We start from the raw sequence: 26151 nt of genomic DNA, 5'->3' as shown, positions 1-26151 counted from the left end.
TGCTTCGGTAGTGCCGGCCGCTGGCCGGCAACCCCATCATCCATCGTGATCACGCACAGCCGGCCAGCGGCCGGCTCTACCACCGGCGGGTCAACCGCCTCTGCTTCGGTAGTGCCGGCCGCTGGCCGGCAACCCCATCACCCATCGTGATCACGCGCAGCCGGCCAGCGGCCGGCTCTACCACCGGCGGGTCAGATGTCGGTGTGGTGATGCGGCACAGCGGCAGGCAGCGGGTCATGCCCACCCACGAAGTGACGCACCACGGGTGCACGCTCACCGCGATGCAGCTCCCGCAACACTTCCTGGATGGCCTTGTCATCAGCGGTGATGCGTTCGTGCTGGCGCAGGTGCTCCAGCCACGACGGGGTCACGAAATACTCCAGGTGGATGCCTGGACTGGCCACGTCCTCGACCACGCCCCAGACCACCGCGCCATCGCGGCGGCGGATCGTGCCCAGCGCGCGCATCTGCGACTGGAACGCGGCGCGATCAGCACCGTCGATGCGGTACTCGATGGTGACCAGCACCGGGCCGCGATCGTTCGACACCGGCACCGACAGCTCGGGTGCGGGCCAGTGCCCGGCCGGACGCAGGTTCAGATCCTCGGTGCCAGCAATCCGCACGCGCCACACCAGCAGTCCGCCGATCACCGCACCTGCGGCAGCCACCAGCAACGCCAGCTCCGGCGAGGTGCGCTGTGCCAGCGCGCCCCAGCTCAGGCCACCGGCCGCCATGCCTGCCGAGAACACCATGATGTACAGCGCCAGCGCACGCGCACGTACCCATGCCGGCACCGCCGTCTGCGCGGCGATCTGCAGCGACGACAGCACGGTGATCCAGGCGAAGCCATTGACCAGCATCACAGCCGGAAGCACGTACCAGCTGCGGGTCAGCGCCAGCCCGACCAGGCTGAGCGCCAGCGACAGCGTGGCCAGCAGCACCAGCAGGTCGCGATCCAACTGCGCGCGCAGCTTCGGCAGCAGCAAGGCCCCGCCCACTGCACCGATACCGATGCAACCCAGCAGCATGCCGTACTGCCCCGCCCCACCCTGCATCTGGCCGCGCACCACCACCGGCAGCAGTGCATTCATCGCCGCAGCAAAGAAGAAGAAGCCCACCGACTTGATCAGCACGGCCTGAAGGCGTCCAGCGCGGCTGGCATAGCGCAGGCCCGCCTTCAAGCCGGCACCGAAACCTTCCGGCGGAAGGCTGGATTGCTTGGGATCACGCTTCCAGCCCCACACCACGAACAGCATCGCGGCAAAGGTGATGGCATTGAAGCCGAACGCCCACACCGCACCCAGCTGCGCCACGATCACGCCACCAATGGCCGGGCCGATCGAGCGGGCGATGTTGATGCCGATCGAGTTCAGCGCCACCGCCGAGGCCAGCATCGGCTGCGGCACCAGCTCGGAGACGATCGCGGCCTGCGCCGGCATTGCCATCGCTGCACCGCAACCCATGCAGAAGGTCAGCAGTACCAGCAGCTGCGGAGTCAGCATGTCCATCGCAGTCAGCGCCGCCATCACGGCCGCGACCAGCAGCATCCAGCCCTGGGTCGCCAACAGGTACCTGCGGCGATCGACGATGTCGGCCAGCGTTCCGGCGGCGAGTGCCAGCAGCACGATCGGCACCGTGGTGGCCGACTGCACCAGCGCCACCATCAGCGGCGAACCGGTGCGTTCGGCCATCACCCAGGCGGCGGCCACGTCGTTGACCCAGGTGCCGATGTTGCTGGCCAGGATTGCCAGCCAGATCGAACGGAACATCTGGATCTTCAGCGGGGACCAGGCACCTGCGGCCTGTGCGGAGGGTTGCGACGCGTTTGCGTTCACCATTGCCATGCTCCAACGATCGAGGCGAACAGCGTGTCCTGGCCACCGGCCTGCTTCAGCGCAGGACCGGCATCGACCCAGGCCAGCTGCAGCTGCCATTGCCAGTGTTCGCTGGCCTGCCAGCGGGTTTCGGATTTGTATTGATTACCGATGCGGCGCGCAGCACCGGCACTGCCTGGCAACGCCACCAACGGCGCCGGCGTGGTATAGACCGCGTCGGCGCGACGATGCTTCCAGGCCATCTGTACGCCCAGCTCCGTCGTCACCGTGTCGTGCAGGCGCAGGGTCAGGGTCGGCTGGACGTCCATCAGGTTGGCCGGGGTCAGCAGGCTGGCCTCGCTGAAGTAGGCCGATTTCGGGAACAGTGCATTGAAGGTCTCCAGGCGGCCGTCACGCGGATTGCCATCGCCACTGGCGATGTCGGCCTTCAGCCCCAGACGCGGCTGCAGCGGCAGCTCCGCCCAGCGCCACCCTGTATCGGTGGCCAGCGTCCAGGCGCGGATATCGAGCGTGCCGACGGCCGTTCGCAGTTCACCGCCCTGCGCCACCAGCTCGCTGTTCCAGTCCAGTGCACCGGCCTGGCCGAACCAGCGTGTACCCACGGTCTGCCGGCGTTCGATGCCGGAGCCCGCCGCGAAGCGCGCACCCTCGCGGCGATAGTCGAGCAGATACAGGTCCCACTGTCCCGCGCCCTGCCCGCGTGCCGTGGTGGCGTAGGCGCCCCACAGGTGGGCACCGTGTTCCCCTCGATCATCAAAGGCGCCCGGCCGGTTCTGCACCGGTCGCAGTGCCATCAGATCAAGCGTGCCGAGGCGGCCCTTCCAGCCCAGGCGCGCACCATCGAAGGCCAGGCGGATGTTCGGCCCATCGCGCACCGACAACAGCCGTGAGCTTCCGTAGCCGGCTTCCTGCCGACCGAGCTGCAGGTGGAAGCCGCTGCGCTGCCAGCGCCAGTACGCCTGCTGCACGTCCAATGCGCTGCGGTCGGTGCGGCCCGGGCCGCCGGCCTTGCCATTCTCGGCATGCACGCCCAGCTGCAGCTTTGCCTGCCAGCGGTCCTCCACATAGGTGGCCGAGGCCAGCGCACGCAGCAGGCCATGGCCATCTTCGCTGCCACCGATACCGAACCGCGTCGGATCGTAGTACAGGCCACGCAGGCGCAGTGACGCATCCCACTGCAATTGGCCGTCACCGGCGTCAGTGCAGCGGCCACCCCCGCACGCCAGCGCCAGCGATGGCACGGTCAGCAGCGCCAGGCTCAGAACGCGAAGCACGAGCATCCCATCGCGCCCCAGAACGCGGTCAGGTCATCGGTGGGCGCCGCATGCTGTGCGGCGTGACCGTGAGCGCCATGCGTACTGCAGGCCACGCCGTGATGGTGGCGATGGGCGGTGGCCAACCCGGGGGCGGCACCGCCGACGTGGTAGCCACCGAACCGGTTGACCGGCGACCAGTCCGGCATCGCCGGCGGCAGCTGCGGCGCCAGCCCTGCATAGTCGGCATCTGCATGCACGATGCGTCCGCCGACCACGGTCAGCACGCTGGTGATGTCGGCGATCTGCGCGTCATCCACGCGGAAGAAGTCGGCCGAGAGCAAAATGAAATCAGCCAGCTGACCGGCTTTCAGCGTGCCCTTCACCGCTTCGTCGCCGGAGAACCAGGCGCTGCCCTGGGTCCACAGGCGCAGGGCCTGCTCGCGTTCAAGCAGGTTTTCCTCGCCATACAGGGCCAGCCCACCCACGGTGCGCCCGGTCACCAGCCAGGACAACGCCACCCACGGGTTGTAGCTGGCCACGCGGGTGGCGTCGGTACCGGCACCGACCGGCACGCCTTCGGCCAGCATGCGCTTGACCGGCGGTGTGTGCCGCGCGGCCTGCACGCCATAGCGCTCGACGAAGGCTTCGCCCTGGTAGGTCATGCGGTGCTGCACGGCAATGCCGCCACCCAGCGCACGGATGCGTTCGATGTTGCGCGGGGTGATGGTCTCGGCGTGGTCGATGAACCAGTGCAGGCCATCGAACGGCACCTCGCGGTTGACCTGTTCGTACACATCCAGGATGCGGGTGATGCTCTCGTCGTAGGTGGCGTGGATGCGGAACGGCCAGCGCTTCTCGACCAGCAGCTTCACCACGTCGTGCAGTTCCGGCTCAAGCTCCGGCGGCAGTTCCGGGCGGGGCTCGTTGAACAGTTCGAAGTCGGCGGCGGAGAACACCAGCATCTCGCCGGCACCGTTGTGGCGCAGCAGGTCATCGCCCTGGCGCGGCTGCAGGATCTCGCTCCAGCCACGGAAGTCATCCACTTCCTTGCCCTTGTTCTGGGTGAACAGGTTGTAGGCAATGCGCACCGTCAGCTGGTCATCGCGGTGCAGCTGTTCGATGACCTGGTAATCCTCGGGATAGTTCTGGAAGCCACCGCCGGCGTCGATCACCGAGGTGATGCCAAGCCGGTTCAGTTCGCGCATGAAGTGGCGCGTCGAGTTCGCCTGGTACTCGATCGGCAGGCGCGGTCCCTTGGCCAGCGTCGCGTACAGGATCAACGCATTCGGCTTGGCCAGCAGCAGCCCGGTCGGGTTGCCCAGCGAGTCACGCACGATCTGCCCGCCCGGCGGATCCGGCGTGTCCTTGGTGTAGCCGCAGGCGCGCAGCGCGGCACGGTTGAGGAGTGCGCGGTCATACAGGTGCAGCAGGAACACCGGTGTATCCGGCGCGATGTCGTTGAGCTCCTGCAGGGTCGGCAAGCGCTTCTCGTTGAACTGCGCGGCAGTGAAGCCACCAACCACGCGTACCCACTGCGGTGCGGGCGTGCGGTCGACCTGGGCCTTCAGCATGTCCAGGGCGTCGCCAAGCGAACGCAGGCCGTCCCAGCGCAGTTCCAGGTTGTAGTTCAGGCCGCCGCGGATCAGGTGGGTGTGGCTGTCGTTGAGGCCGGGCAACAGGCGCCGGCCCTGGGCATCGATCAAGGTCGCTTCGTTGCCCCAGCCACGCATGATCTCCTCGTCGCTGCCGACGGCGACGATGCGGCCTTCCTGCACGGCCAGCGCCTGCGCATGCGGCTGCTGCGGGTCGAGGGTGGTGATGCGGGCATTGCGGATGACCAGCGTGCTCATGCGACGCTCCTTGGAAGTGGAATCGAGTGCGGCACCGGCACGGCCGGCCAGACCGAGCGCAACAGCGGCGCCGCTGGCCAGCAGCACGTTGCGGCGGCCGTGATCTCGGGGATCGTGACTCATGCGAGGTCTCCCGGAAGACGGTGGACGTCCAGTGCCCAGGTGCCGGGCCCGGCCAGCGCGATGGCCAGCAGTACCGTGGTCCACATCAACGGGTACTCACTGCCACCGCGCATCCAGAACCAGCCCCTGGGCAGGGCCAACAGGACGGTGAAGCCGATGAAAGCAGCCGCTGCAAGCGCGGCGATGCGGGTCTGCCATCCCAGCAGCACGGCCAGCCCGGACAGCACCTGCAGCAGGGCCAGCAACAGCGGCAACGGTGCCACCGCTGGCAGCCCGAAGCCGCGCAGCTCGGTAGCGAAGCCGGACAGCCCCGGTCCACCGAACCAGCCGAACAGCTTGCCCAGTGCGTGCGGCAGCAGGAAGCCTCCTGCCGCCACGCGCAGCATCAGCAGGGCCAGGTCGAGGCCATGGCCAGCCAGCATGCTCAGTGCCCGCCTTCCTGCGCGCCGAACATGCGCTTGGCGTACTGGATGCCGATGCCGTAGCCGCCGGCATGGTCGCGGGCAATGCCGGTGGTCAGGTCGTAGGTTCCACCGCGTGCCCAGTCGCGCTGCAGTTCGAGCAGGTACTGCACGCTGGTCATCGGCACCGCGCCGGCCTGCACCATGCGGGTGATCGCACGCTCGTGCGCTTCTTCGCTGACATCGCCGCAGGCATCGGTGATCACGTAGACCTCGAAACCCTGCGCCAGCGCCGACAGCGCCGGCCCGACGATGCAGACGCTGGTCCAGAGGCCGGCAAGCACCAGGCGGCGCTTGCCGATGCGGTTGATCTCGTCGATCACCGCCCGGTCTTCCCAGGTATTCATCGAGGTGCGGTCGAACACCGGCTGGCCTGGGAAGATCTGCGGCAGTTCCGGGAACATCGGGCCGGAGAACGACGCTTCTGCAACCGTGGTCAGCACCACCGGCACATTGAAGCCCTTGGCACCCTTGCTGATCAACGACACGTTGTTGCGCAGCGCGGAGATGTCGATGGTGTGGGTAGCGAATGCCATCTGTGACTGGAAGTCGATCAGCACCAGGGCATGGTCGGTGGGCGACAACAGGGCCGGGGCGGGCGTGGCGGTGGCAAGGCTCATGGGTGGACTCCGTTGGAAACACGATCAGGGGGAAGCAACAGGGCCGCATCGCCGGCCAGGTACTGGCCGGGGCTGCAGCCGGTCTCGGCGCGGAAGCTGCGGACGAAATGGCTCTGGTCGAAGAAGCCGAGCTGCTGCGCCAGGCAGGACATCGGCAGGTGCTGGGCCGACAACAGCTGGCGCGCACGTTCGATACGGCGACGGCGTACATAGCGCAGCGGGCTGGCGCCGGTACCGCTGCGGAACAGGCGCACCAGATGGAAGCGACTGACGCAGGCGACGGCCGCCAGTTCGGTGACCCGCAGCGGCTGTGACAGGTGTTCATCGACATAGCGCAATGCACGCTGCAATGCGGCGACCTGCTGCGGCGCCAGTGAAGCGGCGGGCGGATCAGGCGGAAGGATGGTGGCCATGCGGGACGCCGCGAAGAGATGCCCCATGGTGCGTGACCCCTGCGTGATGCCCTACCCCCGTCGGTCGAGGCCAGCACCTACCCGAATGGGGGAGGCCGACGGCCGAGCAGGCGGCGCCCGAACAACCGCGCATCGAGTGAATAGGCGCCAGGGCCCAGCGCCAGCAAGGCCAGCGGCAACACCACCAGTGGCCACGGCAGTGCCTGTGCATACAGGCCCAGTGTTGCCGGCACTACCGCCAGCGGCGTCAAGATGCCCAGTGCAAGCATCACCACCGCCAGCAGGCATAGCGCCGACAGCCAGCCCGCGTGCGTGCCCGGCGTGCACAATGCAGCGGCCACGCACAGCCGCAGCCACAGCAGGCCGATGCCCGGCCCGCGGTCGGGGAACATCACGAACAGGCGCTGCATGGCCGGACTCCACAGGACATGCCGGCGTGATAGCCGACCACGGCACCAGGCGCCTACCCCGTTCGGGTCACCCGCGGCTGCCCCGCACCTGCCAGAATGCGCGCCATGCACCGCCGCCCCTTCCCGTTCCTGCGTCGCCTGCCGGCGCTGCTGGCGTGCCTGCTGCTGTGGACCGCCCTGCCCGCCCTCGCCGTGCAGCGGCCGGCCGTGAGCAGCGGGTTGCCCGGCTACGAACACACCGCCTGGCGGGTCGGCCAGGGTGCACCCGGTGACATCTGGGACATCAGCCAGGACCGTGACGGCCTGTTGTGGTTGGCTACCGGTTCGGGCCTGTACCGATTCGACGGACGTCGCTTCGAACGGCAGGCGCCACCGGCTGGCACCCGCTACCCGTCCACCAACATGGTCACGTTGGAACACAGCGCCGATGGCGCACTGTGGATCGGCTACTTCCAGGCAGGCATCAGCCAGTTCGCGCGCGGCCAGCTGTACAACTACGGCCGCGGCCAGGGCGTGCCGGTTGGCGTGGTACCGCACTTCAGCCAGGACCGAGACGGCCGGATGTGGGCAGCCATCAATGGAGGGCTGCGCGAGTTCGATGGCCAGCGCTGGCAGCCGCTGCCCGCAGACACGGGCGTTCCGGAACACCGCGTGCAATGGGTGCTGCACGACAGCCGTGGCACCTTCTGGGTACTGGCCAACCTCAGGATCTGGATGCGTCCTGCAGGCCAACCGCGTTTCGAGGACACCGGCATTGCTGTATCCCAGATGGCGACGCTGACCGAGAGCCCGCAGGGCGAAGTCTGGCTGGCCGACCGTGTGCGCGGCACCTCGCCGCTGGCCAATGCGCAGGGCCTGCTGCCGGACAGCGAACGCGAAGCGCGACGCCTGCCGGACCTGGTCGCCGCACGCCTGCAGTTCACTGCCGACGGCGCGTTATGGGCCACGATGAGCCCGCATGGCGGTGTGGCCCGGGTCACGTTCGACGGCAGCCGCGCCGTGCGCATGGAGCGTTTCGATTCGCCGCACGGGCTGACCGCCACCTCGGCCGTGCCGATCATCGCCGACCGCGAAGGCAATCTCTGGGTCGGCACCAATCTGGGCCTCAACCGCTTCCGCGTGCGCAGCGTGCACACGCTGGCGGTCGGCCCCAGTGATCCCTATCGCTCGCTGGTGCGGGCCAGCGATGGGCGTGTGTACGGCTACGGCGAGGACCTCAAGCCGTACGACCTGCGCCGGCCACTGCTGGAAGGCAGCGCCGCACAACTGCAGGCGGCCGCGCGCCGGGCGCCCACGCCGATCTGGCAGTTCGACTGGGTCAACCTGGCACGCACGGTGGCCGGCCACACCACGCTGATTCCGCTGCCCGAGCCCTTCACCGGGCAACCGCTGCATGCCCTGCTGTTCGCCGATGACGACCAGGCCTGGGTCTGCACCGGTGAACGTGGCGTGCTGCACTATCTGCACGGCCAGTGGCAGCGCGAAACGCGCCTGCCCGAACAGGCCTGCTCATCACTGGCGCTGGATGCCAATGGCCAGCTGCTGCTCGGCTATGCCGACGGCCGGCTGCGCAGCATGGGCGCGACCCGCATCGAAACCTTCGATGCCAACCACGGGCTGTTGGTCGGCCCGGTCACCGCGCTGCTGCACCACCAGGACCTGTTGCTGGTGGCCGGTGAGGCCGGGCTGGCCGCCCGCCTCGGCAATGGCCGCTTCATGCCGGTCAACACCGACATGGCCGGCGTGCTGGAGGGCATCACCGGCATGGTTGCCGATGCGCACGGTCACCTGTGGCTCAATGGCAGTCGTGGCCTGGTCCGGTTGGGGAGCGATCAGTTGCGGCGGGCGCTGCGTACCGGGCAGCCGGTGACGCCACGCCTGTTCGATGCGGTGGATGGCATGCCGGGCATCGCCCTGCAGAGCGGACCGATCCCCACCGCCGTGCTGGCCGACGACGGCCTGCTATGGCTGGCCACCAACCAGGGCCTGGCCTGGCTGGACACCACCCGGTCGCACGTCAATGCGATGGCTCCCAGCGTGCGCATCGGCGACGTGCTGCATGGCAGCGAACAGCAACCACTGCGGGACGGCCTGCGCCTGCCGGCCGGCACCAGCCAGCTGCAGATCGACTACGTGGCGCTGTCGCTGGCACGCCCGGAACGCAACCGCTATCGCTATCGCCTGTCCGGCGTTGACGATGGCTGGCAGGACGCGGGCAGCAGCACCCGCGCGTATTACACCAACCTCGCGCCAGGCAACTACCGGTTCGAGGTGGAAGCGGCCAACGAGGACGGCATCTGGAGCACCGCACCGGCCAGCCGCAGCTTCCGCATCGCGCCTACCTTCATCCAGACCGTGTGGTTCAAACTGCTGTGCACCGCCGCCGTGCTCGCACTACTGGTGCTGGCGGTACGCATCCGCAGCGGGCAGCTGGCCGCGCTGTTTCGTGCGCGCCTGCAGGAACGCAATGGCGAACGCGAACGCATCGCGCGCGACCTGCACGACACCCTGCTGCAGGGCAGCCAGGGCCTGATCCTGCGGCTGCATGCGATCAGCCAGTCACCCCAGACCCCCGAGCCGGTGCGCAGCCAGCTGGAGTCGGCGATGCAGCTGGCCGAGCGCAACCTGGCCGAGGGCCGCGAGCGGGTCAATGCGCTGCGCGAGGGGCCGTTCGCGGGTCGCGACCTCGCTTCGGCACTGGCCGATGTGCACGCCGAGTATGCCGGGCACGGCACCAATCCGCTGCGCCTGACCGTGGAAGGCACCCCTCCACCGCTGCAGGCCGATACCGCCGAGGAAGTGTTCCTGATCGGACGCGAGGCGATCCGCAATGCGCTGCGCCATGCCAATGCCAGCGCCATCGAAGTGGAGCTGTCCTACGGCACGCGGTGCTTCCTTCTACACGTACGCGATGATGGCGTGGGCATCGCCGACGAAAATGCCGGCCACGGCCATTGGGGCCTGCAGGGCATGCGCGAACGCGCGCAGCGCCTCGGCGCGGAACTGCAGCTGTGGACCCGCCCCGGGCTGGGCACCGAGGTCGCGCTGGCGGTTCCCGCCCGTCGCCTGTATCACCGCCGCCCATCGCGTTGGCGCTGGCCCTGGAGTAGAACGAGCCATGACTGAATCCCCTACCCCGATCGGCGTACTGGTGGTCGATGATCACCCGTTGCTGCGTGACGGCCTGGCTGCGCTGCTGGGCGCCCATTCCGATCTGCGCCTGCTCGGCGAGGCCGCCGATGGCGAGGAAGCCATCGCACGCTATCAGCAGCTGCAGCCCGACGTGGTACTGATGGACCTGCAGATGCCCCGCCTGGATGGTGTGGAAGCCATCGTGCGGATCCGCGCGATGGACCCGCGCGCGCGCATCATCGTGCTGACCACCTACCGCGGTGACGTACGTGCGGTGCGGGCGTTGCAGGCCGGCGCCAGCGCCTACCTGCTGAAGGACATGCTGCGCCACGAGCTGGTCGACACGATCCGCATGGTTGCGGGCGGCCGGCGCGCGCCGATTCCACCAGCGGTGGCGGCGAGCATCGCCGCGCATGTGGTGGAAGACCGGTTGTCGCCGCGCGAGACCGAAGTACTGCGGCACGTGGCCGGTGGCCTGTCGAACAAGCGCATCGGCGAGCGCATGCAGATTTCCGAGCAGACGGTGAAGGCGCACATGAAGAGCCTGATGGACAAGCTGGGCGTGGGCGATCGCACGCACGCGGTGACCCAGGCGCTGCGGCGCGGCATCATCAGCCTGGACGACAGCGGTCACGATTAGGGAGTGTTCGGCAGGGCCTGCGGCCCTGCACCCACGGTAGTGCCGGCCGCGGGCCGGCAACCTCAACAGCAAAAGCGGGCTTTCCGTGAGATGGCGGGGCGGTGTCGGAGTGCGGGGACGCCGTGAACCCATCCTTGGGGGCTTGGCCGCGGCATCCATGCCGCGGACACCCCGCACTCCGACACCGCCCCACCTCTGACAGATTCCGATGGCTGTTGGTAGGTGTCGACCTTGGTCGACACGCTAGATCCACGCCACGCGTGGCTGAAAGCGGTCAGATATCGAAATCAATCAGGGGTCAGATCCGTTTTCCTCCGGAAAACGGATCTGACCCCAAGAGCCGTTCCAACAGACCGCAGGAAACTGTCGAAGGCGGGGTGGGTCCGGTTGCGGGGGTGTCCGAGGCATGGATGCCGCGGCCAAGCCCCGATGGGTGAGGGCGCTTTGCTTGCGAAGCACTGCTTCGCAAGCGCCCGAACGCACAGCCGCCAGCGGCTGGGCCGGACCGCGAAGCGGGGTTTACGGCGTCCCCCGCAACCGGACCCACCCCGCCCACCTACAGAAACCCCGCCGTTGCTGTTGCCTCCAGCAGGTGCAGAGCTGCAAGCCCTGCCGAACACCACCCCTTACTTCAAACGTAGAAGCAGGCTGCCGCCCGCACACACCACCGCCAGCCAGGCCACGCCGTGCCACCCCCACTGTGCCAGCGCCAGGCTGCCCAACGCGCCACCGGCGGCCATGCCAATGAACATACCCGTGAACAGCAGCGCATTGAGGCGGCTGCGGGCCGGCGGCACCAGGCCATAGACCAGCGTCTGGTGCGCCACCAGCGCCGACTGGAAACCGAAGTCGAACAGCAGCGCACTCACCACCAGCAGCGGCAGCAGCGCAGCGGCCGGCAACCAGGCTTCGGCCAGCAGCAGCCCGAAACCCAGCAGCGCCACTGCGATCGCCAGCCGCGCCACCGCATGGCAACCCAGGCGATCGGCGAAACGTCCTGCAAACGGCGCAGCCAATGCGCCGGCCGCACCGGCGATACCGAACGCACCCGCCGCCGCACTGCCCAGGCCCAGACGAGCATGCAGCATCAGCGCCAGCGTCGACCAGAACGCGCTGAAGCCCACTGCCAGCAACGACTGGCTGGCCACCGCACGGCGCAGCTGCGGCTGCTCGCGCCACAACGCCAGCAACGAACCCAACAACGCCGGATAGCGCAGCGTGCTGGTCGGTACGAAACGCGGCAGCGCGCGCGCCATCACCGCGCCCATCGCCGCCACCGATACCGCGGCCAGTACGAACTGCGTGCGCCAACCCCATGCTTCAGCCACCACGCCACTGACCACGCGCGACAGCAGGATGCCGAGCAGCAGGCCGGTCATCACCCGGCCGACGATCTGGCCGCGTTGTGCATCCGGTGCCAGCACCGCAGCGGCAGGCACGATGTCCTGCGCCAGCGTGGCCATCAGCCCGACCAGCAGGCTGGCCATCAGCAGCCCCGGCAGGTGCCCGGCCATCGCTGCGGCGCCCAGTGCCAGCGCCAGCAACGCGGACTTCAACAGGATCAAGGTGCGGCGGTCGAAGCGGTCGCCCAGCGGTGCCAGCAGCAGGATGCCCAGTGCATAGCCGAGCTGGGTCAGGGTCGGTACCAGGCCGGCGGCGCGCTCGCCTGCGCCGAGGTCCTGGGCGATCAGGCCCAGCATCGGCTGGCTGTAGTAGAGGGAGGCGACCGAGAAGCCGGCGCCGGCCGCCATTGCCAGCACCAGCGGGGTGGAGGGTGCGGTCGCGGGCGCGGCGGCGACGGATAGCGAAGGGGTAAACATGGGGGAGTCCGGTGGAGGAAGTGGACGTATCCTGCCGGTATTCGCCCGGCGTCTGTAGTAGGCTCCTGCACATACACTTCATACGTGAAACGCATGAATGACCTCGCCACCGGCGCGGATCGCCTGGATCTGCTGCGCACCTTCCTGCGCATCGTCGATGCCGGCAGTCTGTCTGCCGCGGCCGTGCAGCTGGGCACCACCCAGCCGACAGTCAGCCGACGCCTGCAGGCCCTGGAGCGACAGCTCGGCCTGCGCCTGCTGCAGCGCTCCACCCACGGCCTGCAGCTGACCGAAGATGGGCTGCGCTGCCAGCGCCATGCGCAACGCGTGGTCGACGAATGGGAGTCGCTGCAGGCCGAACTGCACGGCGAACCGGAAACGCTGCGCGGACGCCTGCGGGTGATGGTGCCGCACGCGTTCGGCCAGGCGCAGCTGCTGCCGACCATGCTGGCATTCCTGGCCCAGCACCCGCAGCTGAGCCTGGAGTGGATCCTGGAAGATAGGCGCCCGGACTTCATCGCAGAAGGCATCGACTGCGCGGTGCGGGTGGGACCGGTCGACGAACCGCGCATGGTCGCACTGCCGCTGGCCGAAGTGCCGCGCATCGTCGTGGCGGCGCCGTCGCTGGTGGACGCCACGGCAGTCAATACGCCGGAGCAGGCGCAGTCACTGCCGTGGATCTCGCTGGTCACCTACTACCGCGAACGACTGCTGCTGCATGACGCGCAGGGGCACGCGCATACCCTTTCGATCAGCCCGCGCCTGCTCAGCGACAACCTGTTCGTGGTGCAGCAGGCCGCATGTGCCGGGCTGGGAGCGGCCGTGGTCTCGGCCTGGCTGGTGGCCGACGACCTCGCACAAGGGCGGCTGGTGCAGCTGCTGCCGGACTGGCAGGCGCCGGCACTGCCGGTGCATGTCGTGTTTCCTGCTGCGCGCCAGCAGCCGCCGCGGCTGCGCGCCTTCATCGATGCGATGAAGGCCGCACTGCCGCAGCTGCATGGCATGCGGCCGGCACCGCGTTAGGCCAACGGCCGTGTCATCCACGCATGGCGTGGATGCCGTCCAACTCCATGGGTCGGATCCCTTCCCACCCGGGAAGGGCTCTGACCCTGTCGATCACTGCGTCTTCGCCGCCTCGGCATTCCACGCCGCGACCTTGGCCTTGGTCTCGGCCAGCATCTTGTCTAGTGCGGCGCGGTCATACACGCTGCCACGCAGGATCACGCTGTCGATCTTCCCGGTGGCGGCGATGTCCTGCAGCGGGTTGGCGGTCAGCAGCACCAGATCGGCGGCCTTGCCCTGTGCGACACCACCGTAGCGGTCCATCTGGCCGAACCAGGCGGGGCCGGAACGGGTTGCGGCCGACAGTGCCTGCGGTGCGCTCAGGCCTTCCTTCACGAACAGCTGCAGTTCCTGGTGCAGGGCGATGCCCGGGAAGTTGAACGAGTTGAGGAAGCCCGCATCAGTACCGGCAATGATCGTCACACCCGCTTCCTGCAGCAGCGGCAGCACGGCGGCCACCTGGTGGTACTGCGCGTGGCGCGCTTCGATCTGCGCCGGCGTCGCCTTCGCCGCGCGGTCCACGCGCCACTGGTAGGTCGCGCGCAGGCCCGGGCCGATGTAGGCCAGGTACGGGTCGTTGGCGTGGTCATCCTGGTCGAGGAAGTCGAGGATGCGACCGCCGTTGAGGGTCGGGGTCACGAATACGCCACGCTTGGCGAAATCACGGTAGGCCCGCATTGCGGTGTCACGGTCGAAGCTGGCGTCGAGGCGGCGGTTGGCTTCGGCACGGTCGATGCGGCCAGCTCCGAAGTCGGCGGCAATCTGCGCCTCGTCCTTGCTGCCGGCCTTGAACGCGTAGTCCAGGTGCTCGATCGAGGCCAGGCCGGCATCGACCGCCTGCTCCACGGTCAGCGCCATCGGGATGTGGCCCGACGCCTTGAATCCGGCCTTGCGCGCGGCACTGGCCGAGTACAGGAACAGTTCCGGCTTCAGCGTGCTGTCGGTGATCTTCACGAAATCGACCTTGTCGTGCTGCAGGCGGGCGATTGCCTTGTCGGCGTCGGCCTCGCTGCCCACTTCGATCGTGCCCTTCCAGACCGGCTTGATGCCTTCGATCTTCGCGCCGGAACTCAGCAGGCGCGGGCCGAACAGGGTGCCCTTGGCGATCTCGCCACGCCACTGCAGCACCTGCTCGGGCAGATCGCCGGAACAGTCACGCACCGTGGTGATGCCATGCGCGATGTACAGCGGCAGCAGTGCCTTGTTCTCTTCGATCAGCGCGGGGCCACCACCGAAGTGCACGTGCATGTCCCACAGCCCCGGGATCAGGTATTTGCCCTTGGCATCGATCTGGCGGGTCGCGCTCCACTGGCTGCGCAGCTGCGCGTCCGGGCCGACAGCGACGATGTCGTCGCCGCGGATCACCACGCTCTGACCAGCCAGGGTACTGGCGTGCTCGACGTCGACCACGGTGGCATTACGGATCAGCAGGTCGGCGCGCTCGGCAGCAGATGCCGACAGCGGCGCCACCACAAAGAGGATGGCAAGGGACAACGGACGGGAACGGAACATGGACAGCATCCTGGTGGGCACGCCTAGCGTGCGGGTGGAAGGGGTTGCGGCTCAGCGCACCGCGCCGTGCTGGCGCAGCAGGGATTCAATTCCGGTATAGCCGCGCTGGCGCGCGTGCGCCAGCGGCGTCACGCCGTCGCCGTCGGCAAGCTCCGGGTCGGCACCGGCCTCCAGCAGCAGCTGCACGATCTGCACCTGGCGCGCACCGCCATCGCCAAGCAGGATCGCTTCCAGCAGCGCGGTCCAGTGCAGCCGGTTGACATGGTCCACCGCCACACCGGCCCGCAGCAGCGTGCGCACAGTGGCGACGTGACCGCGCTCGGCGGCCGGAATCAGCGCGGTGCCGCCATAGCGGTTGGTGCTGCGCAGATCGGCGCCATGCGCCAGGGTCATCGCCAGGATCTCGTCCAGGCCGCGCGCACCGGCGTACAGGTAGGCGCTGTCCTGCAAAGCGTCCTTGGCGTTGACGTCTGCCCCGGCCTCGATCAGCTCACGCGCGGCATCCACGTTGTTGCCATGCGTGGCCAGCAGCAGCGCGGTGCGGCCCTGGCCATCGCGCGCCTCCAGCGTGGCGCCATCCTCGATCGCCTGTCGCACCGCATCGGCGTCGCCGCGGCTGGCAGCATCCTGCAGGCGCGCGTCTGCGTCGGCCCTGGACGTGGCGGTGCAGGCGGGGGTGACCATGGCCAGCAGGCACAACAGCAGCACGCGCGTGAACGGCGCAGGCCAGCCAGCGGAATGATGGACGCGCATGACAGTGTCTCCTCATGTCCGTCGCCACGGAACGCCGTGCGACGGTAGCAACAGCCGGGCGTTGCCGGCCCCTGCCCTGCATGGTAGAAGTCGGCCTGGGTATCCAGAAGTGAAATGTTCAAATGCAAGACAGTGCCAAATCGAATAGAACCCTGTTCGAACTGGACCTGCTGCGGGCGCTGGTGATGGTGGCCGACTGCGGCAGCTTCACCACGGCGGCCACGCGCCTGCATTCGACCCAGTCCACGGTCAGCCAGAAGGTGCGCCGGCTGGAGGAACTGGCCGGGCATCGCCTGCTTGAACGCGGCCATCGCGACGTGCACCCCACTGATGCCGGCCACACCCTGCTCGGCTACGCGCGGCGCATGCTCGACCTGAACGAGGAAATGGCGCAGGCGCTGGCCGGTGCAACGGTGGAGACCGCGGTCCGCATCGGTGTTCCCGAGGACTTCGTCAACGCACAGACCACGCGTATGCTGGCCGCCTTCAGCCGTCGCCACCCGCAGGTGAAGCTGGAGATCAGCAGCGGCCTCAGCCGCGATCTGGCGCAGGGCTTCGACCACGGCGAGCTGGACCTGGTGCTGGTCAAGCAACGCCGCAACAGCCGCCAGGCGGTGCATTGCCGGCGCGAGCCGATGCACTGGATCGACAGCCTGCGCAGCAGCTGCCTGCAGCAGGACCCGCTGCCGCTGGTCACCTTCCCCCCGCGCGGGCTGTACCGCGACGAGATGATCCATGCCGTGGAAGCGCTGGGCCTGCGCTGGCGCATCGCCTTCACCAGCTCGTCGCTGAGCGGCATCCAGGGCGCGGTGGCCGATGGCATCGGCATCAGCCTGCTGCCGCGCCGCGCGGTCAGCCGCGAGCACCGCATCATCGATGGAGAGCGCGAGCTGCCGGTGATCGACAACTACGAGATCGGCCTGCTGCATCGCGCGGACGCCGATGATGCCGTGCGCGCACTGGCCAGCGAGCTGTGGCGGCAGGTGCAACGCGAACCGGACTGACCACAGTAGATCCACGCCTTGCGTGGATGCCTTTCGCGCATCACGCATCGAAACATGGTCACTCCGGCCGTATAGCGGGCAACAATCGCCTCGTAGAGTGCCTGTTGTTTCCGTGCCCCACGGCGCCCTGCCATGTCCGATGAAATCCCTACCCGCTTCGATCCGCTGCCTGCGGCGCTGCAGACGCATCTGCAGCACCAGCGCTCGCTGATCGCCGCGCGCGTGGCGGCCGGCTTCCCGACGTTGCCGGTGCAGTGGCCGCTGGCGGCCAGCACACTGCAGCGCGTGGTCGATGCCGAGCTGATCGATCGTGCCGACTGCGATGGCTGGGAAGCGCTGGGCGTGGCATTCGGTGACACCCTGGCCCAGCGCGTGCCGGGCCTGGCCTGGATGCAGGTCACCGATGCCTGGGGCATCGACGCGGTGCTGCGTTATGCCAACAGCAGCCTGCAGATCGGCGCCAGCACGCTGCTGCTCAAGCGCGCCGAGCAGGGCGAGATCATCGACATCGCCCACCTGCTTGCGTGGCTTGAGGAATTCGTCGCCACCCGCGCCGACGATTACGCCTGACGGCACATCGGGGTAGATCCACGCCATGCGTGGATGAATGAGACCACGCGATGGTGCCATCCACGCCATGACGTGGATCTACAGCCAGCGGCCGTCGACCACCACGCGGCGCTCCACCGGCACCCCGGCCACAGCGGCCGGGCCGTGGTCGGCACGCACGGCCACGAACGTCGCCGGCCGGCCTTCGGCAATGCCATGCTGCGGCAGGCCGATCACCTGCGCGGCGTGGGTGGTGACCATGTCCAGCGCCAGCATCAGGTCGGCGTCGGTGTAGAACCCGGAACGGTAGCCCAGCAACATCGCGCGCTGCAGCAGGTCGCCATTGCCATACGGCCACCAGCAGTCGCGGATGTTGTCATTGCCTGCGAACACGCGCACACCGGCATCATGCAGCGCGCGCAGCGGCGGGAACGGATGATCGCCCGGCGCGTTGCTCATGATCGCCACACCCGCCGTGGCCAGTGCTTCGCCCACCTGCAGCGCGCGCGCCAGCGGCACTTCGCCCAGCGAATAGGCATGGCTGACCGCAACCCGCCCCTGCAGGCCGGCGGCCCGCGTCCGCGCGGCGATGCGCAGCAGCTGGGCCAGGCCGGTTTCGCCGGGCTCGTGCAGGTGGATGTCCAGCTGCACGCCGTAACGCTCGGCCAGGCCGAACAGCAGCGCCAGCTGGCCTTCGGCATCACCATCGAGCGTGGTCGGGTCGATGCCGCCGAGCACCTCCACGCCCGCGGCAAGCGCCTGCTCCAGTACGGCGGCGGTGCCGGGACAGGACATCACCCCGGCCTGCGGAAACGCCACCAGCTGGATCCGCATGATGTCGGCGCAGCGCAGTGCCGCCTCGCGCACCGCTTCGAGATGGCCGAGACCGGTGCTGCCGTCGATATCGACATGGCAGCGCATCGCCACCGTACCGAAAGCACTGCATTGGCGGATCAGCGCCTCGGCACGGTCCACCATCGGTGCCGCACCCGCCACCGCCGCCTTCTCCACCGCCAGCCGCTCACGCAGGCTGTTCACCGGCTGGTGCGGGTGCCAACGGTCGCCGACGAAGCTCTTGTCGAGGTGAATGTGGCCGTCGATCAGCCCGGGCAGCACCGCGAAGCCCTGCAGGTCGACGCATTCCGCCCCTTCGACGGGCGTGGCCTCGCCATTGAGCCCGCTGATGCGGCCATCACGGATATGGAAATGCAGTGGCGCACCGTCGCGGTCGACACCGCCATGGACGAACTGGAGGGTCATCGGGAACTCCCGGAATGCCAAGAATGGCGCCATCGTGCGCCTCGCCGCAGCCATCGGCCAACGAAATATCTGGATGGCACGCATTCACCAGAACGATGACTGCCCTGCGACAACCGGTCGCAGCCACGCCGTGCACACCCCTGAACGGGTAACATGGGCACCTGTTTCCGCTGTGATGCCGCATGGGCCCGTCCGACCGCCACGATCGTCTCCGCCGCTGGCAGGCCGCGTCCCTGCTTGCCGCCGCCCCGATCGCCAGCCTGTCCGCCACCGATGCAGCGGCTGCCGCGCCGCTGCAGTCACCGCCGGGCCAGCAGCGCATCGCCCCGGCAGCGCTGGTCGAGCGCCTGCACCAGCGCGTGCTGTCCGGGCAGAGCGCCACCGCCACGCTGGAACACTGGTGTGCCGAACACGGCCTGGCCGAACAGGCGCGGGTGCGTGCAGTGCGCGTACACGGCCAGGACAAGCCTGCCCCCACCGACGTGCTGCAGGCGCTGGGCGTGAAGCCGGGTACCGACCTGCGCTATCGCCGCGTGCAGCTGGTCTGCGGTAGCCGCGTACTGTCCGAGGCCGACAACTGGTACCTGCCTGGCCACCTCAGCCCGGCCATGAACCAGGTGCTGGACAGCACCGATGAACCGTTCGGTCGCGTGGTCGGCCCGCTCGGTTTCCAGCGCCAGACCTTGGCCGACCAGACGTTCTGGCCGCCGCGGGGCAAAGGCGACCGCGGCGTGATCCTGGAGGTGCGTGCCCTGTTGCGCGACCGCCAGCAGCAGCCTTTCAGCTACGTCATCGAGTCGTACCTGCAGCAGGCACTGCCCTAGGCGAGCGGCGCGCGCCATCACGGCGGATATCGACACAGCAGAAGGCCCGGCAATGCCGGGCCTTTCGTTCGCCTGCCGGATCAGCGGAACCGGTAGTCCAGCTGCACCCAGTACTGGCGGCCATACGGGTCGTAGTTGCCGACCGGGTAGAACGGCCAGCCGCCACCGTTCTTGTCCGCCGGCGGGCGGCTGTCACGCAGGTTGTTGACGATCACGCCCACCGACAGGTTCTCGCCGAACTGGCGGAACACGCTGGCGTTGTACGTCATGTACGGCGCGATGCGGCCACTGCCATCGGTCTTCGGCAGCGAGCCGAAGCGGTTGCCGTACAGCGTGGTGGTCCAGTCACCCTGGTTCCAGGTGATGCTGCCGTTGGCCTTGCTGCGCCACTGGTAGTCATCCAGCGAATTGCGGATGTCACGCTCCGGATCATCGGAGAACTGCCGGTATTTGTGCTCCAGCACCACGGTGTAGGCCAGGCGCGTGGTGAAGCGGCCATAGCGACCGGCATCGAATCGCCAGTTGCCCTTCAGGTCCAGGCCGCGAACCGATTCAGAGGCGGCGTTGATCGGATTGATCAGCACACGGGTCACCTGGTCCGGCTGCACGGTTGCATTGGACGGGTTGCGGATCACACGCGACAGCGCGTCCTGGCACAGCGGTGAGCCGATGTCACGCGCTTCGCCGCCCAGCGTCTTTCCCAACCGGCAATCGGCCTCGTCGCGCAGGATGCGGCTGGTATCGAGGCTGGTCACCTCGTTGTCGATGCGGATGTCGTAGTAATCGGCACTGAAATCCAAGCCAGCCGCCGGCGACCAGACCACGCCGAAGCCATACGACTTGGCCGATTCCGGCTGCAGCTGCGGGTTGGCACGGTTGCTGTAATCGATCGACAGGCCGTTGTAGTCGCAGTTGTCATACGACTGGCCTGCGGTGCGGCAGCGCCAGTAATCAGTCATGCCCGGGTTGTAACCACGCGTCTCGGTCGCGAACACGTAGTTCATGTCCGGCGCCCGGAAGCTGGTGGCAGCGGTACCACGGATCAGCAGGCTCTCGATCGGGCGGAACTCGACGCCAAAGCTCCAGGTCGCCTTGCCGATGTGCTCACCACCGGCTCGGTACTGGTCATAGCGCCCGGCCAGGGTGGTGGTCAGCGACTGCAGCAACGGCAGCTGCAGCTCCACGCCGGCAGCATAGCGGTCGCGCTCGCCACCGGCACCAATACCGGCGCTGGTGTTCCAGAATTCACCGGTGCCCAGTCGCGGGTCCGGTCGATTACGATAGCCCTGGTTGCCAGCTTCGACCACCGCGGCCAGCGCAGCGTCGCCACCGGGCAGTGCGAACAGCCGGCCGTTGACGCTGGCGCTGACGGTCTGCAGCCACGCCGCGTTGCGGCTCTCCTGGTAGCCGGACAGGCTCTGGTACTCGTTCGGGCTCAGCGGCTGGAACAGGCGCGCGAGATCCGGCGCATAGACCTCTACGCCATTGCGCACGCCCAGCTTCGGGCCCAGCAGGTATTCGTTGATACCGGCCAGCAGCACCGGGCGGCGGGTGCGGTTCTCGTAACGCGAACGGCTGTAGACCGCCTCATAGTCCCAGCCACTGTCGCCGATCTGGCCGCGCGCGCCGACGTTGAATGACCACGAGTTTTCCAGGAAGCGGTTGGCATTGCGCGGCAGGCCACCGATTTCCTCGGGCGCAAACCGGCGGTACCAGCTTTCCAGGTTGCCGGTGGTCTGGTTGTAGAAGTAGTTGCGGGCCGAGGTCCAGGTGGGCGCACGGGTGTTGTTGGTGATGCGTGCGCTGCCCACGGCCAGATCGGCGAACAGGTCGGTGGTCTCGTTGACGTGGAAGGTCAGCAGGCCGTAGCCGTTGAGGTTGCGCTTCTCGGTCTGCACCGTCCAGTAGCTGGCGGCGGCCTCGTTGCTGCCGCAATACCAGCCCTGGCGCGGGTTGAAGGCACGGAACACGCTGCCGCCATAGATATCCGACGCCGCGTCGCAGCCATTGGCGCCCGGATCGATGTTGCGACCGGTCGCGGCGTTGCGGCGATACGCGATCGCGGTCGCCTGCGGCGCCTTGCCAGCCGGGTCATCATCCAGCGAGTCCATGAAATCGCGCTGGCGCGCATGGATCGCCTTGCGCACATCGAACTCGAAGCCGAACAGCGCATCCCAGCGCTCGCCGGAACTGCCACCAACCACCTGCGCGCGCTGGTTGTCGCCACCGCCCTGCTGGGTGCCGCCGGCCCGCACGTTCACGTCCACACCCTCAAAGCGGTCCTTGAGGATGATGTTGACCACGCCGGCGATGGCGTCGGAGCCATACACCGCCGACGCACCGGCCGCCAAGACCTCGATGCGCTCGATCAGCGCACTGGGAATGTTGGCCAGGTTGACCACGTTCACCGAGCCCTCGTAGGCCAGCGGGTAGTCGGCCTGGCGGCGTCCGTTGACCAGCACCAGCGTGCGGTTCGGGCCCAGCCCGCGCAGGTTGATGGTGTTGGCGGCCGGAGTGAAGGTGTTGCCGAAGTCCTCACCCTGCACGTTGCCGGTGTTTTCGGTCAGGGCGCTCAGCGCGTCGAACGCGTTGCGGTAGCCCTGCGCGTCGATCTGCTCGCGGCTGATCACGGTCACCGGCGACGGCCCTTCGACACTGGCGCGCGGAATGCGCGAGCCGGTGACCTTCACTTCCTGCAATGAGGTGGGTGCGCTTTCCTGCGCGAAGGCCGGCGACGAGACCAGCATCAGGGACGACAGCGCGAGCACCAGCGGACGCGGGCGCAGCGCCTTGTGGGAGGCAGACATGGGCTTCCTGGGGGAGTTGGACGGGTGGTATGGGACCGGAGGCCTGCGCGGCGCATAACGATCCCGTAACGAAAGTGTCCTGAATGGATGGTTTCAACGGAAATGACCAGCCCTGATGGACTTATGCCTGAACCGAATCAGGCTCCGCCCGGTGGTCGTCGCGTTTTTGCAATCTTTTGAATGGTCTGGCGAACCGGGCATTGCCATCGTTCCGGGGATGATGACCCCGTACCCCACATCCCCCCTCCCCCCGCTGCGCCCGGTGTTGCGCCGTCACCTGCTGCAGCTGCAGGCCGCACCGGTCACCCTGCGCCCGTTCCAGCGTACCGACCTGCCGCGCTGGCGCCTGTTCGATGACCGCCGCCGGCGCGGCCGCCGCCATCCGGCCGGTATCGACGAAGAAGCCCGCTTCCTTGCCCACATGCATCGCTCGCGGCTGGAGCAGGACAACGACCAGCTGCTGCTGGGTGTGTTCGATGACGAGCACGGCACTGTCCTGGACCAGCTGCATGTCCGCCTGCAGTCCCTGCATACGCGCTGCGCCGAGCTGCTGTCGCTGCAGCATTGGCACCCGCACGTGGATGCAGCGCTGCGCGCGCTGTGCCCGTTCCTGTTCGAGGATGTGGGCGTGCACCGCCTGTTCGTGATGCTGCCACCGGACTGCAGTGACCCGTTCGCCACTGCGCTGCACGCCTTCGGCTTCGAGCACGAAGGCCTGCTGCGCGACCATCATCTGGATCTGGATGGCTGGCAGGATCGCCAGCTGCTGGCGCTGACTGCACCGGTCTGGCGCAGCCGCCAGCAGCCACCGGGTTAGCGGACCCGCTCCAACGCGTCGCCTGCGCCGGTCAGCACCGAGCAGACGTGGTCCTGCAGTTCTTCGGCACTGGCCTCGTTGCCGGTGCCTGCGTCCACCCGGGTCGCCAGCAGGATGAAGCCCGGGCCGCCCTGCACGGCGTCCCGGCCGGCCACGACCAGGCTCCACTGACCAACGTCGTCCACGCCTGCGAGGTCGTAAGCCAGCAGATTGAGCGGATTGGCGGTCAGTTCCGCGCCCGCCAGCAGGCGTGCCTGGTATTGATGGCCGCGCAGCAGCACCGGCAGCGGTGCCCAGCGGCTGCCGAGGGCGGCAGCATGCGTGTCCAGCGCCTGCAGCACGTCGGCACGCAGGCAATCCACGTGGATATGCAGCTGGTGCTGCGAGCGGCCGTGCGGCGAGTTCAACGCCAGGCTGGCGACGTTGCGCGGCAGCGGTTGCCGCAAGGCCTGTTCGGTGTGGCTGCGCGCCTGCCAGGCGGCAGCGAAGTAGTTCGGTGCACCACGCTGGTACAGGCTGCGGCTCTCGATACCGCTCACCTTGTCCAGCGGCATCAGCAGGAACTGGTAGTCGCCGTGCGCATCCTTGACCAGCACATCGCGGCGGTCTGCGGCTGTCTCCACGTGCAGGCAGTCGCCGCGTGGACCTTCGGGGCCCCGGCAGTCACGTTCGATCAATCGCCACAATGCATCGGAATGGGCGGGCGGCGGCGGCGCACTGGCACAGGCGGACAACAGCAGCAGGGACGACAGCAGGAAGGGGCGCAGGGACACGGCAACGACTCACGAAGCAGGCACGGCAGACAGCGCCGCGCTGCATTCTAGCCAGTGCGAAGCTGCAATCAGTAGGTGCCGAACGGCACTTCAACCACGATCGGGGCGGCACCCTCGCCGGCCTGCAGGCTGTAGCGGTCCAGCGCCCCATCGTCATCGGCGTGCGGCTGGCGCTGGAAATGCAGCGGGTAGCGGGTGTCCCCCAGGCGCACGGCGCTGCCGTCGGCCTCCAGCGCGGCACCTTCCGGAATCAGCAGCCCGCCCAGGTCACTGTAGGCGCCAGGCACATCGGCGAAGCTGTAGTCGGCCAGCTCGTCCACCCGCTGCATCGCATAGACGTGCGGCACATAGGGACGTGCGGGGCTGCGGCCATTGCTCAGGTCGGTCACCCAGGCCTGCGGCAGGTGGTACTGCTCGCGCAGCGCGGCCACGCCCAGCGAGGGGCTGGCCACCTGCAGGCAGCACACCGTGCGCTTGCCTTCGCGGTCAAGAATGGCGAAACGGTCACCGCGGGTGGCCGCCTGCGGCAGCATGGCGAAGGCCAGGTTACGCTGGGCCGGTGCGTAGCCGGATTCGGTCTGCAGGTTGCGCCAGGCACCGAATACCGGGGTTTCGACCGGCGCGGGTTCCGGATCGGCAGCGGAGGCGGAGGCGGAGGCGGAGGCGGAGGCGGAGGCGGCAAACGCTACGCCCAGCAACGACAACACCAGCGCCGTCATCGTCTTGTCCTTGCCGCGGAAACTGCCTGCCGTCATACCGTATCCAACACCTGCGCCGGAAAGGCCCGGCCTGCCCGCTGGCGTATTGCCAGCCATTGCTCCCACTATGCAATGACCACGCTGTGCCGGCAATGACCGGGGTGCTGACGCCTTTCGCACGCTCGGTGCTATCGTTCCCGCCATCTTCCCCTGCGCAGGAGCGCTCGCATGTCTGCATTCCGTCTGTCCCTGTTGCTGCCAGCCTCTGCCCTGCTGCTGTCGGCCTGCGTCAGCACCCCTGGCCCGGAGGTCAAAGGCAGCGGCCGCTGCGACGCCAGCCAGCTGGGCTGGGCGATCGGCCAGCCGGCCAACGAGCCCAACATCCGCCGCCTGTCCCGCGAGAGTGGTGCCGGCCTGGTCAACCCGATCGGCCCCAGCACCATCACCACCAAGGACATCCGCCAGGACCGCCTGCGCGTGTTCGTGGACAAGGACAACATCATCACGTCCACGCGCTGCGAGTAAGCGCCACCACCGCATTTGTAGGGTCGAGCCATGCTCGACTGGCTTTTCGCGCCGCCCATCCGAAGACCCGTCGAGCATCGCTCGACTCTACAATTCAGGGTTCGGTATAGCCGGCACAGTCCGGCAGTGCCTGGTCCGGGTGGAACATCCCCGCCCCGAAGCGGAACAGCCGCGTGTAGGTACACGCCGGGTCCTGTTCGATGCGCAGATCCTGCTTCTTCAACGGCCCCCTGGCCAGCGAATCCTCGAAGCGCGAAACACCGGCCGGGAACCGGGTCGCCACCGTCTGGTAGCGCAGCACCGGCATCCCCTGCTCTGCAACGTCCAGCGCCAGCTTCGCCGAAAAGCCGTACTCGTCGTGGCAGGCGCCTGCGCGCTGCTTGCTGTCCTGTTCGCTGAAGCAGGCACGGATCATCGCGTTGCCCAGCCATGGCAGGGTCAGCACATCATCGTCCACCTGGATGTCGTCCTGCAGATGGCGCAACCGTGCCAACTGCAGCGTGGACGCATCGGCACCGCCACCGGAGTACATGGCGCTGAACGTGACGATGCCGCCCACCAGCACGTTCTGGCGGGCGCGCTGCTGCGGGTCGGTCACCGGTTCATCGCTACCGACACCCGGGGCCAGGCGTACGATCCAGGGCCAGAGTTTCAGCTCGCTTTCCTGCGGCACATCGATGCTGACGTGATAGCTGTGGGGCTTGCCTTGGCCCTGCACCTTTTCCAGCACTTCAAGCATGGTGGGCCGGTCCCCTTCCTCGGAGACCGGCTGCACGCGCACGCACCAGTTGCCGTCCCGGGTGCAGTCGTAAAGCCCCGACGGTCCAGTCTCACTCGCGATCAGCACCTGCCCCAGCGGCTCCATCACGTTGCCGGCGGCATCGCGCTGCTGCGGCAGGATCGCGCCCTGGGCCAGCGCCAGCAGCGGGGTCGCCAGCAATGCAGTGCACAGGGTGGCGCGGGCGGCAGCGGTGGGCATGGACGGCTCCTGCGTATGGGCTTCCGAT

At 68.1% G+C, this 26151-nt stretch carries 23 protein-coding genes; 8 read left to right on the top strand and 15 right to left on the bottom strand.

Annotated features, from left to right (window positions below):
* Positions 1 to 191: 191 nt before the first annotated feature.
* The 7 genes from AC5P8Y_RS18670 to AC5P8Y_RS18640 form a co-directional block, all read right to left on the bottom strand.
* Entirely contained in the window at positions 192 to 1838 is a 1647-nt protein-coding gene (locus tag AC5P8Y_RS18670) for an MFS transporter (RefSeq protein ID WP_108270433.1), read from the bottom strand.
* Positions 1832 to 3115: an alginate export family protein gene (locus AC5P8Y_RS18665; protein ID WP_104920795.1), complete on the bottom strand. Its 1284-nt coding sequence runs from the start codon at positions 3113 to 3115 to the stop codon at positions 1832 to 1834. Before AC5P8Y_RS18665 ends, AC5P8Y_RS18670 begins: the two co-directional genes overlap by 7 nt.
* The gene (locus AC5P8Y_RS18660) at positions 3094 to 4941 is read right to left on the bottom strand and encodes an amidohydrolase (RefSeq protein ID WP_184013631.1); all 1848 of its coding nucleotides are present in this window, start codon (positions 4939 to 4941) and stop codon (positions 3094 to 3096) included. The genes AC5P8Y_RS18665 and AC5P8Y_RS18660 overlap by 22 nt, the downstream gene beginning before the upstream one ends.
* Before the next feature lie 119 nt (positions 4942 to 5060).
* On the bottom strand, positions 5061 to 5486 hold the full coding sequence (locus AC5P8Y_RS18655) for a DoxX family protein (RefSeq protein ID WP_005410009.1): 426 nt from the start codon (positions 5484 to 5486) through the stop codon (positions 5061 to 5063).
* 2 nt (positions 5487 to 5488) lie between these two features.
* Positions 5489 to 6145, bottom strand: a complete 657-nt coding sequence (locus AC5P8Y_RS18650) for a hydrolase (RefSeq protein WP_049402832.1) — start codon at positions 6143 to 6145, stop codon at positions 5489 to 5491.
* A complete protein-coding gene (locus AC5P8Y_RS18645) occupies positions 6142 to 6585 on the bottom strand; it encodes a helix-turn-helix transcriptional regulator (RefSeq protein WP_049402833.1) in 444 nt (147 codons plus the stop codon). Before AC5P8Y_RS18645 ends, AC5P8Y_RS18650 begins: the two co-directional genes overlap by 4 nt.
* A gap of 50 nt (positions 6586 to 6635) precedes the next feature.
* Entirely contained in the window at positions 6636 to 6968 is a 333-nt protein-coding gene (locus AC5P8Y_RS18640) for a hypothetical protein (RefSeq protein WP_049402834.1), read from the bottom strand.
* A gap of 96 nt (positions 6969 to 7064) precedes the next feature.
* On the opposite strand from AC5P8Y_RS18640, the gene AC5P8Y_RS18635 reads away from it, so the two are divergent.
* Positions 7065 to 10094: a sensor histidine kinase gene (locus AC5P8Y_RS18635; RefSeq protein WP_111188258.1), complete on the top strand. Its 3030-nt coding sequence runs from the start codon at positions 7065 to 7067 to the stop codon at positions 10092 to 10094.
* A complete protein-coding gene (locus tag AC5P8Y_RS18630; protein WP_005417012.1) occupies positions 10087 to 10740 on the top strand; it encodes a response regulator in 654 nt (217 codons plus the stop codon). Before AC5P8Y_RS18635 ends, AC5P8Y_RS18630 begins: the two co-directional genes overlap by 8 nt.
* A 626-nt stretch (positions 10741 to 11366) precedes the next feature.
* Here AC5P8Y_RS18630 and AC5P8Y_RS18625 read toward each other — a convergent pair.
* On the bottom strand, positions 11367 to 12560 hold the full coding sequence (locus AC5P8Y_RS18625; protein WP_111188671.1) for an MFS transporter: 1194 nt from the start codon (positions 12558 to 12560) through the stop codon (positions 11367 to 11369).
* Between the two features lie 93 nt (positions 12561 to 12653).
* Here AC5P8Y_RS18625 and AC5P8Y_RS18620 point away from each other — a divergent pair, with 93 nt between their 5' ends.
* Positions 12654 to 13583: a LysR family transcriptional regulator gene (locus AC5P8Y_RS18620; RefSeq protein ID WP_111188670.1), complete on the top strand. Its 930-nt coding sequence runs from the start codon at positions 12654 to 12656 to the stop codon at positions 13581 to 13583.
* A gap of 93 nt (positions 13584 to 13676) precedes the next feature.
* Here the strand turns inward: AC5P8Y_RS18620 and AC5P8Y_RS18615 are convergent, their stop codons facing one another.
* Entirely contained in the window at positions 13677 to 15134 is a 1458-nt protein-coding gene (locus AC5P8Y_RS18615; RefSeq protein WP_111188669.1) for an amidohydrolase family protein, read from the bottom strand.
* Between the two features lie 51 nt (positions 15135 to 15185).
* Positions 15186 to 15887: an ankyrin repeat domain-containing protein gene (locus tag AC5P8Y_RS18610; RefSeq protein ID WP_049403495.1), complete on the bottom strand. Its 702-nt coding sequence runs from the start codon at positions 15885 to 15887 to the stop codon at positions 15186 to 15188.
* Between the two features lie 122 nt (positions 15888 to 16009).
* Between AC5P8Y_RS18610 and AC5P8Y_RS18605 the strand changes: the two genes are divergently transcribed.
* Positions 16010 to 16891: a LysR substrate-binding domain-containing protein gene (locus tag AC5P8Y_RS18605; protein ID WP_033833894.1), complete on the top strand. Its 882-nt coding sequence runs from the start codon at positions 16010 to 16012 to the stop codon at positions 16889 to 16891.
* A gap of 132 nt (positions 16892 to 17023) precedes the next feature.
* Entirely contained in the window at positions 17024 to 17461 is a 438-nt protein-coding gene (locus AC5P8Y_RS18600; protein WP_049403496.1) for a DUF3806 domain-containing protein, read from the top strand.
* A 78-nt stretch (positions 17462 to 17539) separates the two neighbouring features.
* On the opposite strand, the gene AC5P8Y_RS18595 is transcribed toward AC5P8Y_RS18600, so the two are convergent.
* Complete coding sequence (locus AC5P8Y_RS18595; RefSeq protein WP_111109148.1) at positions 17540 to 18700, bottom strand: amidohydrolase family protein; 1161 nt, start codon at positions 18698 to 18700, stop codon at positions 17540 to 17542.
* A gap of 182 nt (positions 18701 to 18882) precedes the next feature.
* On the opposite strand from AC5P8Y_RS18595, the gene AC5P8Y_RS18590 reads away from it, so the two are divergent.
* Complete coding sequence (locus tag AC5P8Y_RS18590; protein WP_033833898.1) at positions 18883 to 19524, top strand: hypothetical protein; 642 nt, start codon at positions 18883 to 18885, stop codon at positions 19522 to 19524.
* A gap of 80 nt (positions 19525 to 19604) precedes the next feature.
* Here the strand turns inward: AC5P8Y_RS18590 and AC5P8Y_RS18585 are convergent, their stop codons facing one another.
* Positions 19605 to 22331, bottom strand: coding sequence for a TonB-dependent receptor plug domain-containing protein (locus AC5P8Y_RS18585; RefSeq protein ID WP_495202125.1), 2727 nt, complete (start codon positions 22329 to 22331; stop codon positions 19605 to 19607).
* Between the two features lie 217 nt (positions 22332 to 22548).
* Between AC5P8Y_RS18585 and AC5P8Y_RS18580 the strand changes: the two genes are divergently transcribed.
* Complete coding sequence (locus AC5P8Y_RS18580; RefSeq protein ID WP_049403499.1) at positions 22549 to 23148, top strand: GNAT family N-acetyltransferase; 600 nt, start codon at positions 22549 to 22551, stop codon at positions 23146 to 23148.
* Here the strand turns inward: AC5P8Y_RS18580 and AC5P8Y_RS18575 are convergent.
* Together AC5P8Y_RS18575 and AC5P8Y_RS18570 are read right to left on the bottom strand one after the other, a co-directional pair.
* The gene (locus AC5P8Y_RS18575; protein WP_049403500.1) at positions 23145 to 23921 is read right to left on the bottom strand and encodes a CDP-diacylglycerol diphosphatase; all 777 of its coding nucleotides are present in this window, start codon (positions 23919 to 23921) and stop codon (positions 23145 to 23147) included. The genes AC5P8Y_RS18580 and AC5P8Y_RS18575 overlap by 4 nt on opposite strands.
* Positions 23922 to 23989: 68 nt before the next feature.
* Entirely contained in the window at positions 23990 to 24676 is a 687-nt protein-coding gene (locus AC5P8Y_RS18570; protein WP_049452769.1) for a hypothetical protein, read from the bottom strand.
* A 171-nt stretch (positions 24677 to 24847) separates the two neighbouring features.
* Between AC5P8Y_RS18570 and AC5P8Y_RS18565 the strand changes: the two genes are divergently transcribed.
* Complete coding sequence (locus AC5P8Y_RS18565) at positions 24848 to 25144, top strand: hypothetical protein (RefSeq protein WP_005413768.1); 297 nt, start codon at positions 24848 to 24850, stop codon at positions 25142 to 25144.
* Between the two features lie 94 nt (positions 25145 to 25238).
* Here AC5P8Y_RS18565 and AC5P8Y_RS18560 read toward each other — a convergent pair whose 3' ends face one another.
* On the bottom strand, positions 25239 to 26123 hold the full coding sequence (locus tag AC5P8Y_RS18560) for a hypothetical protein (protein ID WP_049430999.1): 885 nt from the start codon (positions 26121 to 26123) through the stop codon (positions 25239 to 25241).
* Between the last annotated feature and the right edge of the window lie 28 nt (positions 26124 to 26151).

Source organism: Stenotrophomonas sp. YJH_SMC_12-1, from assembly GCF_059370935.1.
The sequence above is the reverse complement of the archived record's forward strand: the minus strand, read 5'-3'. Positions and strand labels throughout refer to the sequence as shown.

Bases quoted from the DNA above. Each gene is read 5' to 3' on its own strand.
- AC5P8Y_RS18670 (WP_108270433.1), bottom strand. From the start codon at position 1,838: ATGGTGAACGCAAACGCGTCGCAACCCTCCGCACAGGCCGCAGGTGCC.
- AC5P8Y_RS18665 (WP_104920795.1), bottom strand. From the start codon at position 3,115: ATGCTCGTGCTTCGCGTTCTGAGCCTGGCGCTGCTGACCGTGCCATCG.
- AC5P8Y_RS18660 (WP_184013631.1), bottom strand. From the start codon at position 4,941: ATGAGCACGCTGGTCATCCGCAATGCCCGCATCACCACCCTCGACCCG.
- AC5P8Y_RS18655 (WP_005410009.1), bottom strand. From the start codon at position 5,486: ATGCTGGCTGGCCATGGCCTCGACCTGGCCCTGCTGATGCTGCGCGTG.
- AC5P8Y_RS18650 (WP_049402832.1), bottom strand. From the start codon at position 6,145: ATGAGCCTTGCCACCGCCACGCCCGCCCCGGCCCTGTTGTCGCCCACC.
- AC5P8Y_RS18645 (WP_049402833.1), bottom strand. From the start codon at position 6,585: ATGGGGCATCTCTTCGCGGCGTCCCGCATGGCCACCATCCTTCCGCCT.
- AC5P8Y_RS18640 (WP_049402834.1), bottom strand. From the start codon at position 6,968: ATGCAGCGCCTGTTCGTGATGTTCCCCGACCGCGGGCCGGGCATCGGC.
- AC5P8Y_RS18635 (WP_111188258.1), top strand. From the start codon at position 7,065: ATGCGCGCCATGCACCGCCGCCCCTTCCCGTTCCTGCGTCGCCTGCCG.
- AC5P8Y_RS18630 (WP_005417012.1), top strand. From the start codon at position 10,087: ATGACTGAATCCCCTACCCCGATCGGCGTACTGGTGGTCGATGATCAC.
- AC5P8Y_RS18625 (WP_111188671.1), bottom strand. From the start codon at position 12,560: ATGTTTACCCCTTCGCTATCCGTCGCCGCCGCGCCCGCGACCGCACCC.
- AC5P8Y_RS18620 (WP_111188670.1), top strand. From the start codon at position 12,654: ATGAATGACCTCGCCACCGGCGCGGATCGCCTGGATCTGCTGCGCACC.
- AC5P8Y_RS18615 (WP_111188669.1), bottom strand. From the start codon at position 15,134: ATGTTCCGTTCCCGTCCGTTGTCCCTTGCCATCCTCTTTGTGGTGGCG.
- AC5P8Y_RS18610 (WP_049403495.1), bottom strand. From the start codon at position 15,887: ATGCGCGTCCATCATTCCGCTGGCTGGCCTGCGCCGTTCACGCGCGTG.
- AC5P8Y_RS18605 (WP_033833894.1), top strand. From the start codon at position 16,010: ATGCAAGACAGTGCCAAATCGAATAGAACCCTGTTCGAACTGGACCTG.
- AC5P8Y_RS18600 (WP_049403496.1), top strand. From the start codon at position 17,024: ATGTCCGATGAAATCCCTACCCGCTTCGATCCGCTGCCTGCGGCGCTG.
- AC5P8Y_RS18595 (WP_111109148.1), bottom strand. From the start codon at position 18,700: ATGACCCTCCAGTTCGTCCATGGCGGTGTCGACCGCGACGGTGCGCCA.
- AC5P8Y_RS18590 (WP_033833898.1), top strand. From the start codon at position 18,883: ATGGGCCCGTCCGACCGCCACGATCGTCTCCGCCGCTGGCAGGCCGCG.
- AC5P8Y_RS18585 (WP_495202125.1), bottom strand. From the start codon at position 22,331: ATGTCTGCCTCCCACAAGGCGCTGCGCCCGCGTCCGCTGGTGCTCGCG.
- AC5P8Y_RS18580 (WP_049403499.1), top strand. From the start codon at position 22,549: ATGATGACCCCGTACCCCACATCCCCCCTCCCCCCGCTGCGCCCGGTG.
- AC5P8Y_RS18570 (WP_049452769.1), bottom strand. From the start codon at position 24,676: ATGACGGCAGGCAGTTTCCGCGGCAAGGACAAGACGATGACGGCGCTG.
- AC5P8Y_RS18565 (WP_005413768.1), top strand. From the start codon at position 24,848: ATGTCTGCATTCCGTCTGTCCCTGTTGCTGCCAGCCTCTGCCCTGCTG.
- AC5P8Y_RS18560 (WP_049430999.1), bottom strand. From the start codon at position 26,123: ATGCCCACCGCTGCCGCCCGCGCCACCCTGTGCACTGCATTGCTGGCG.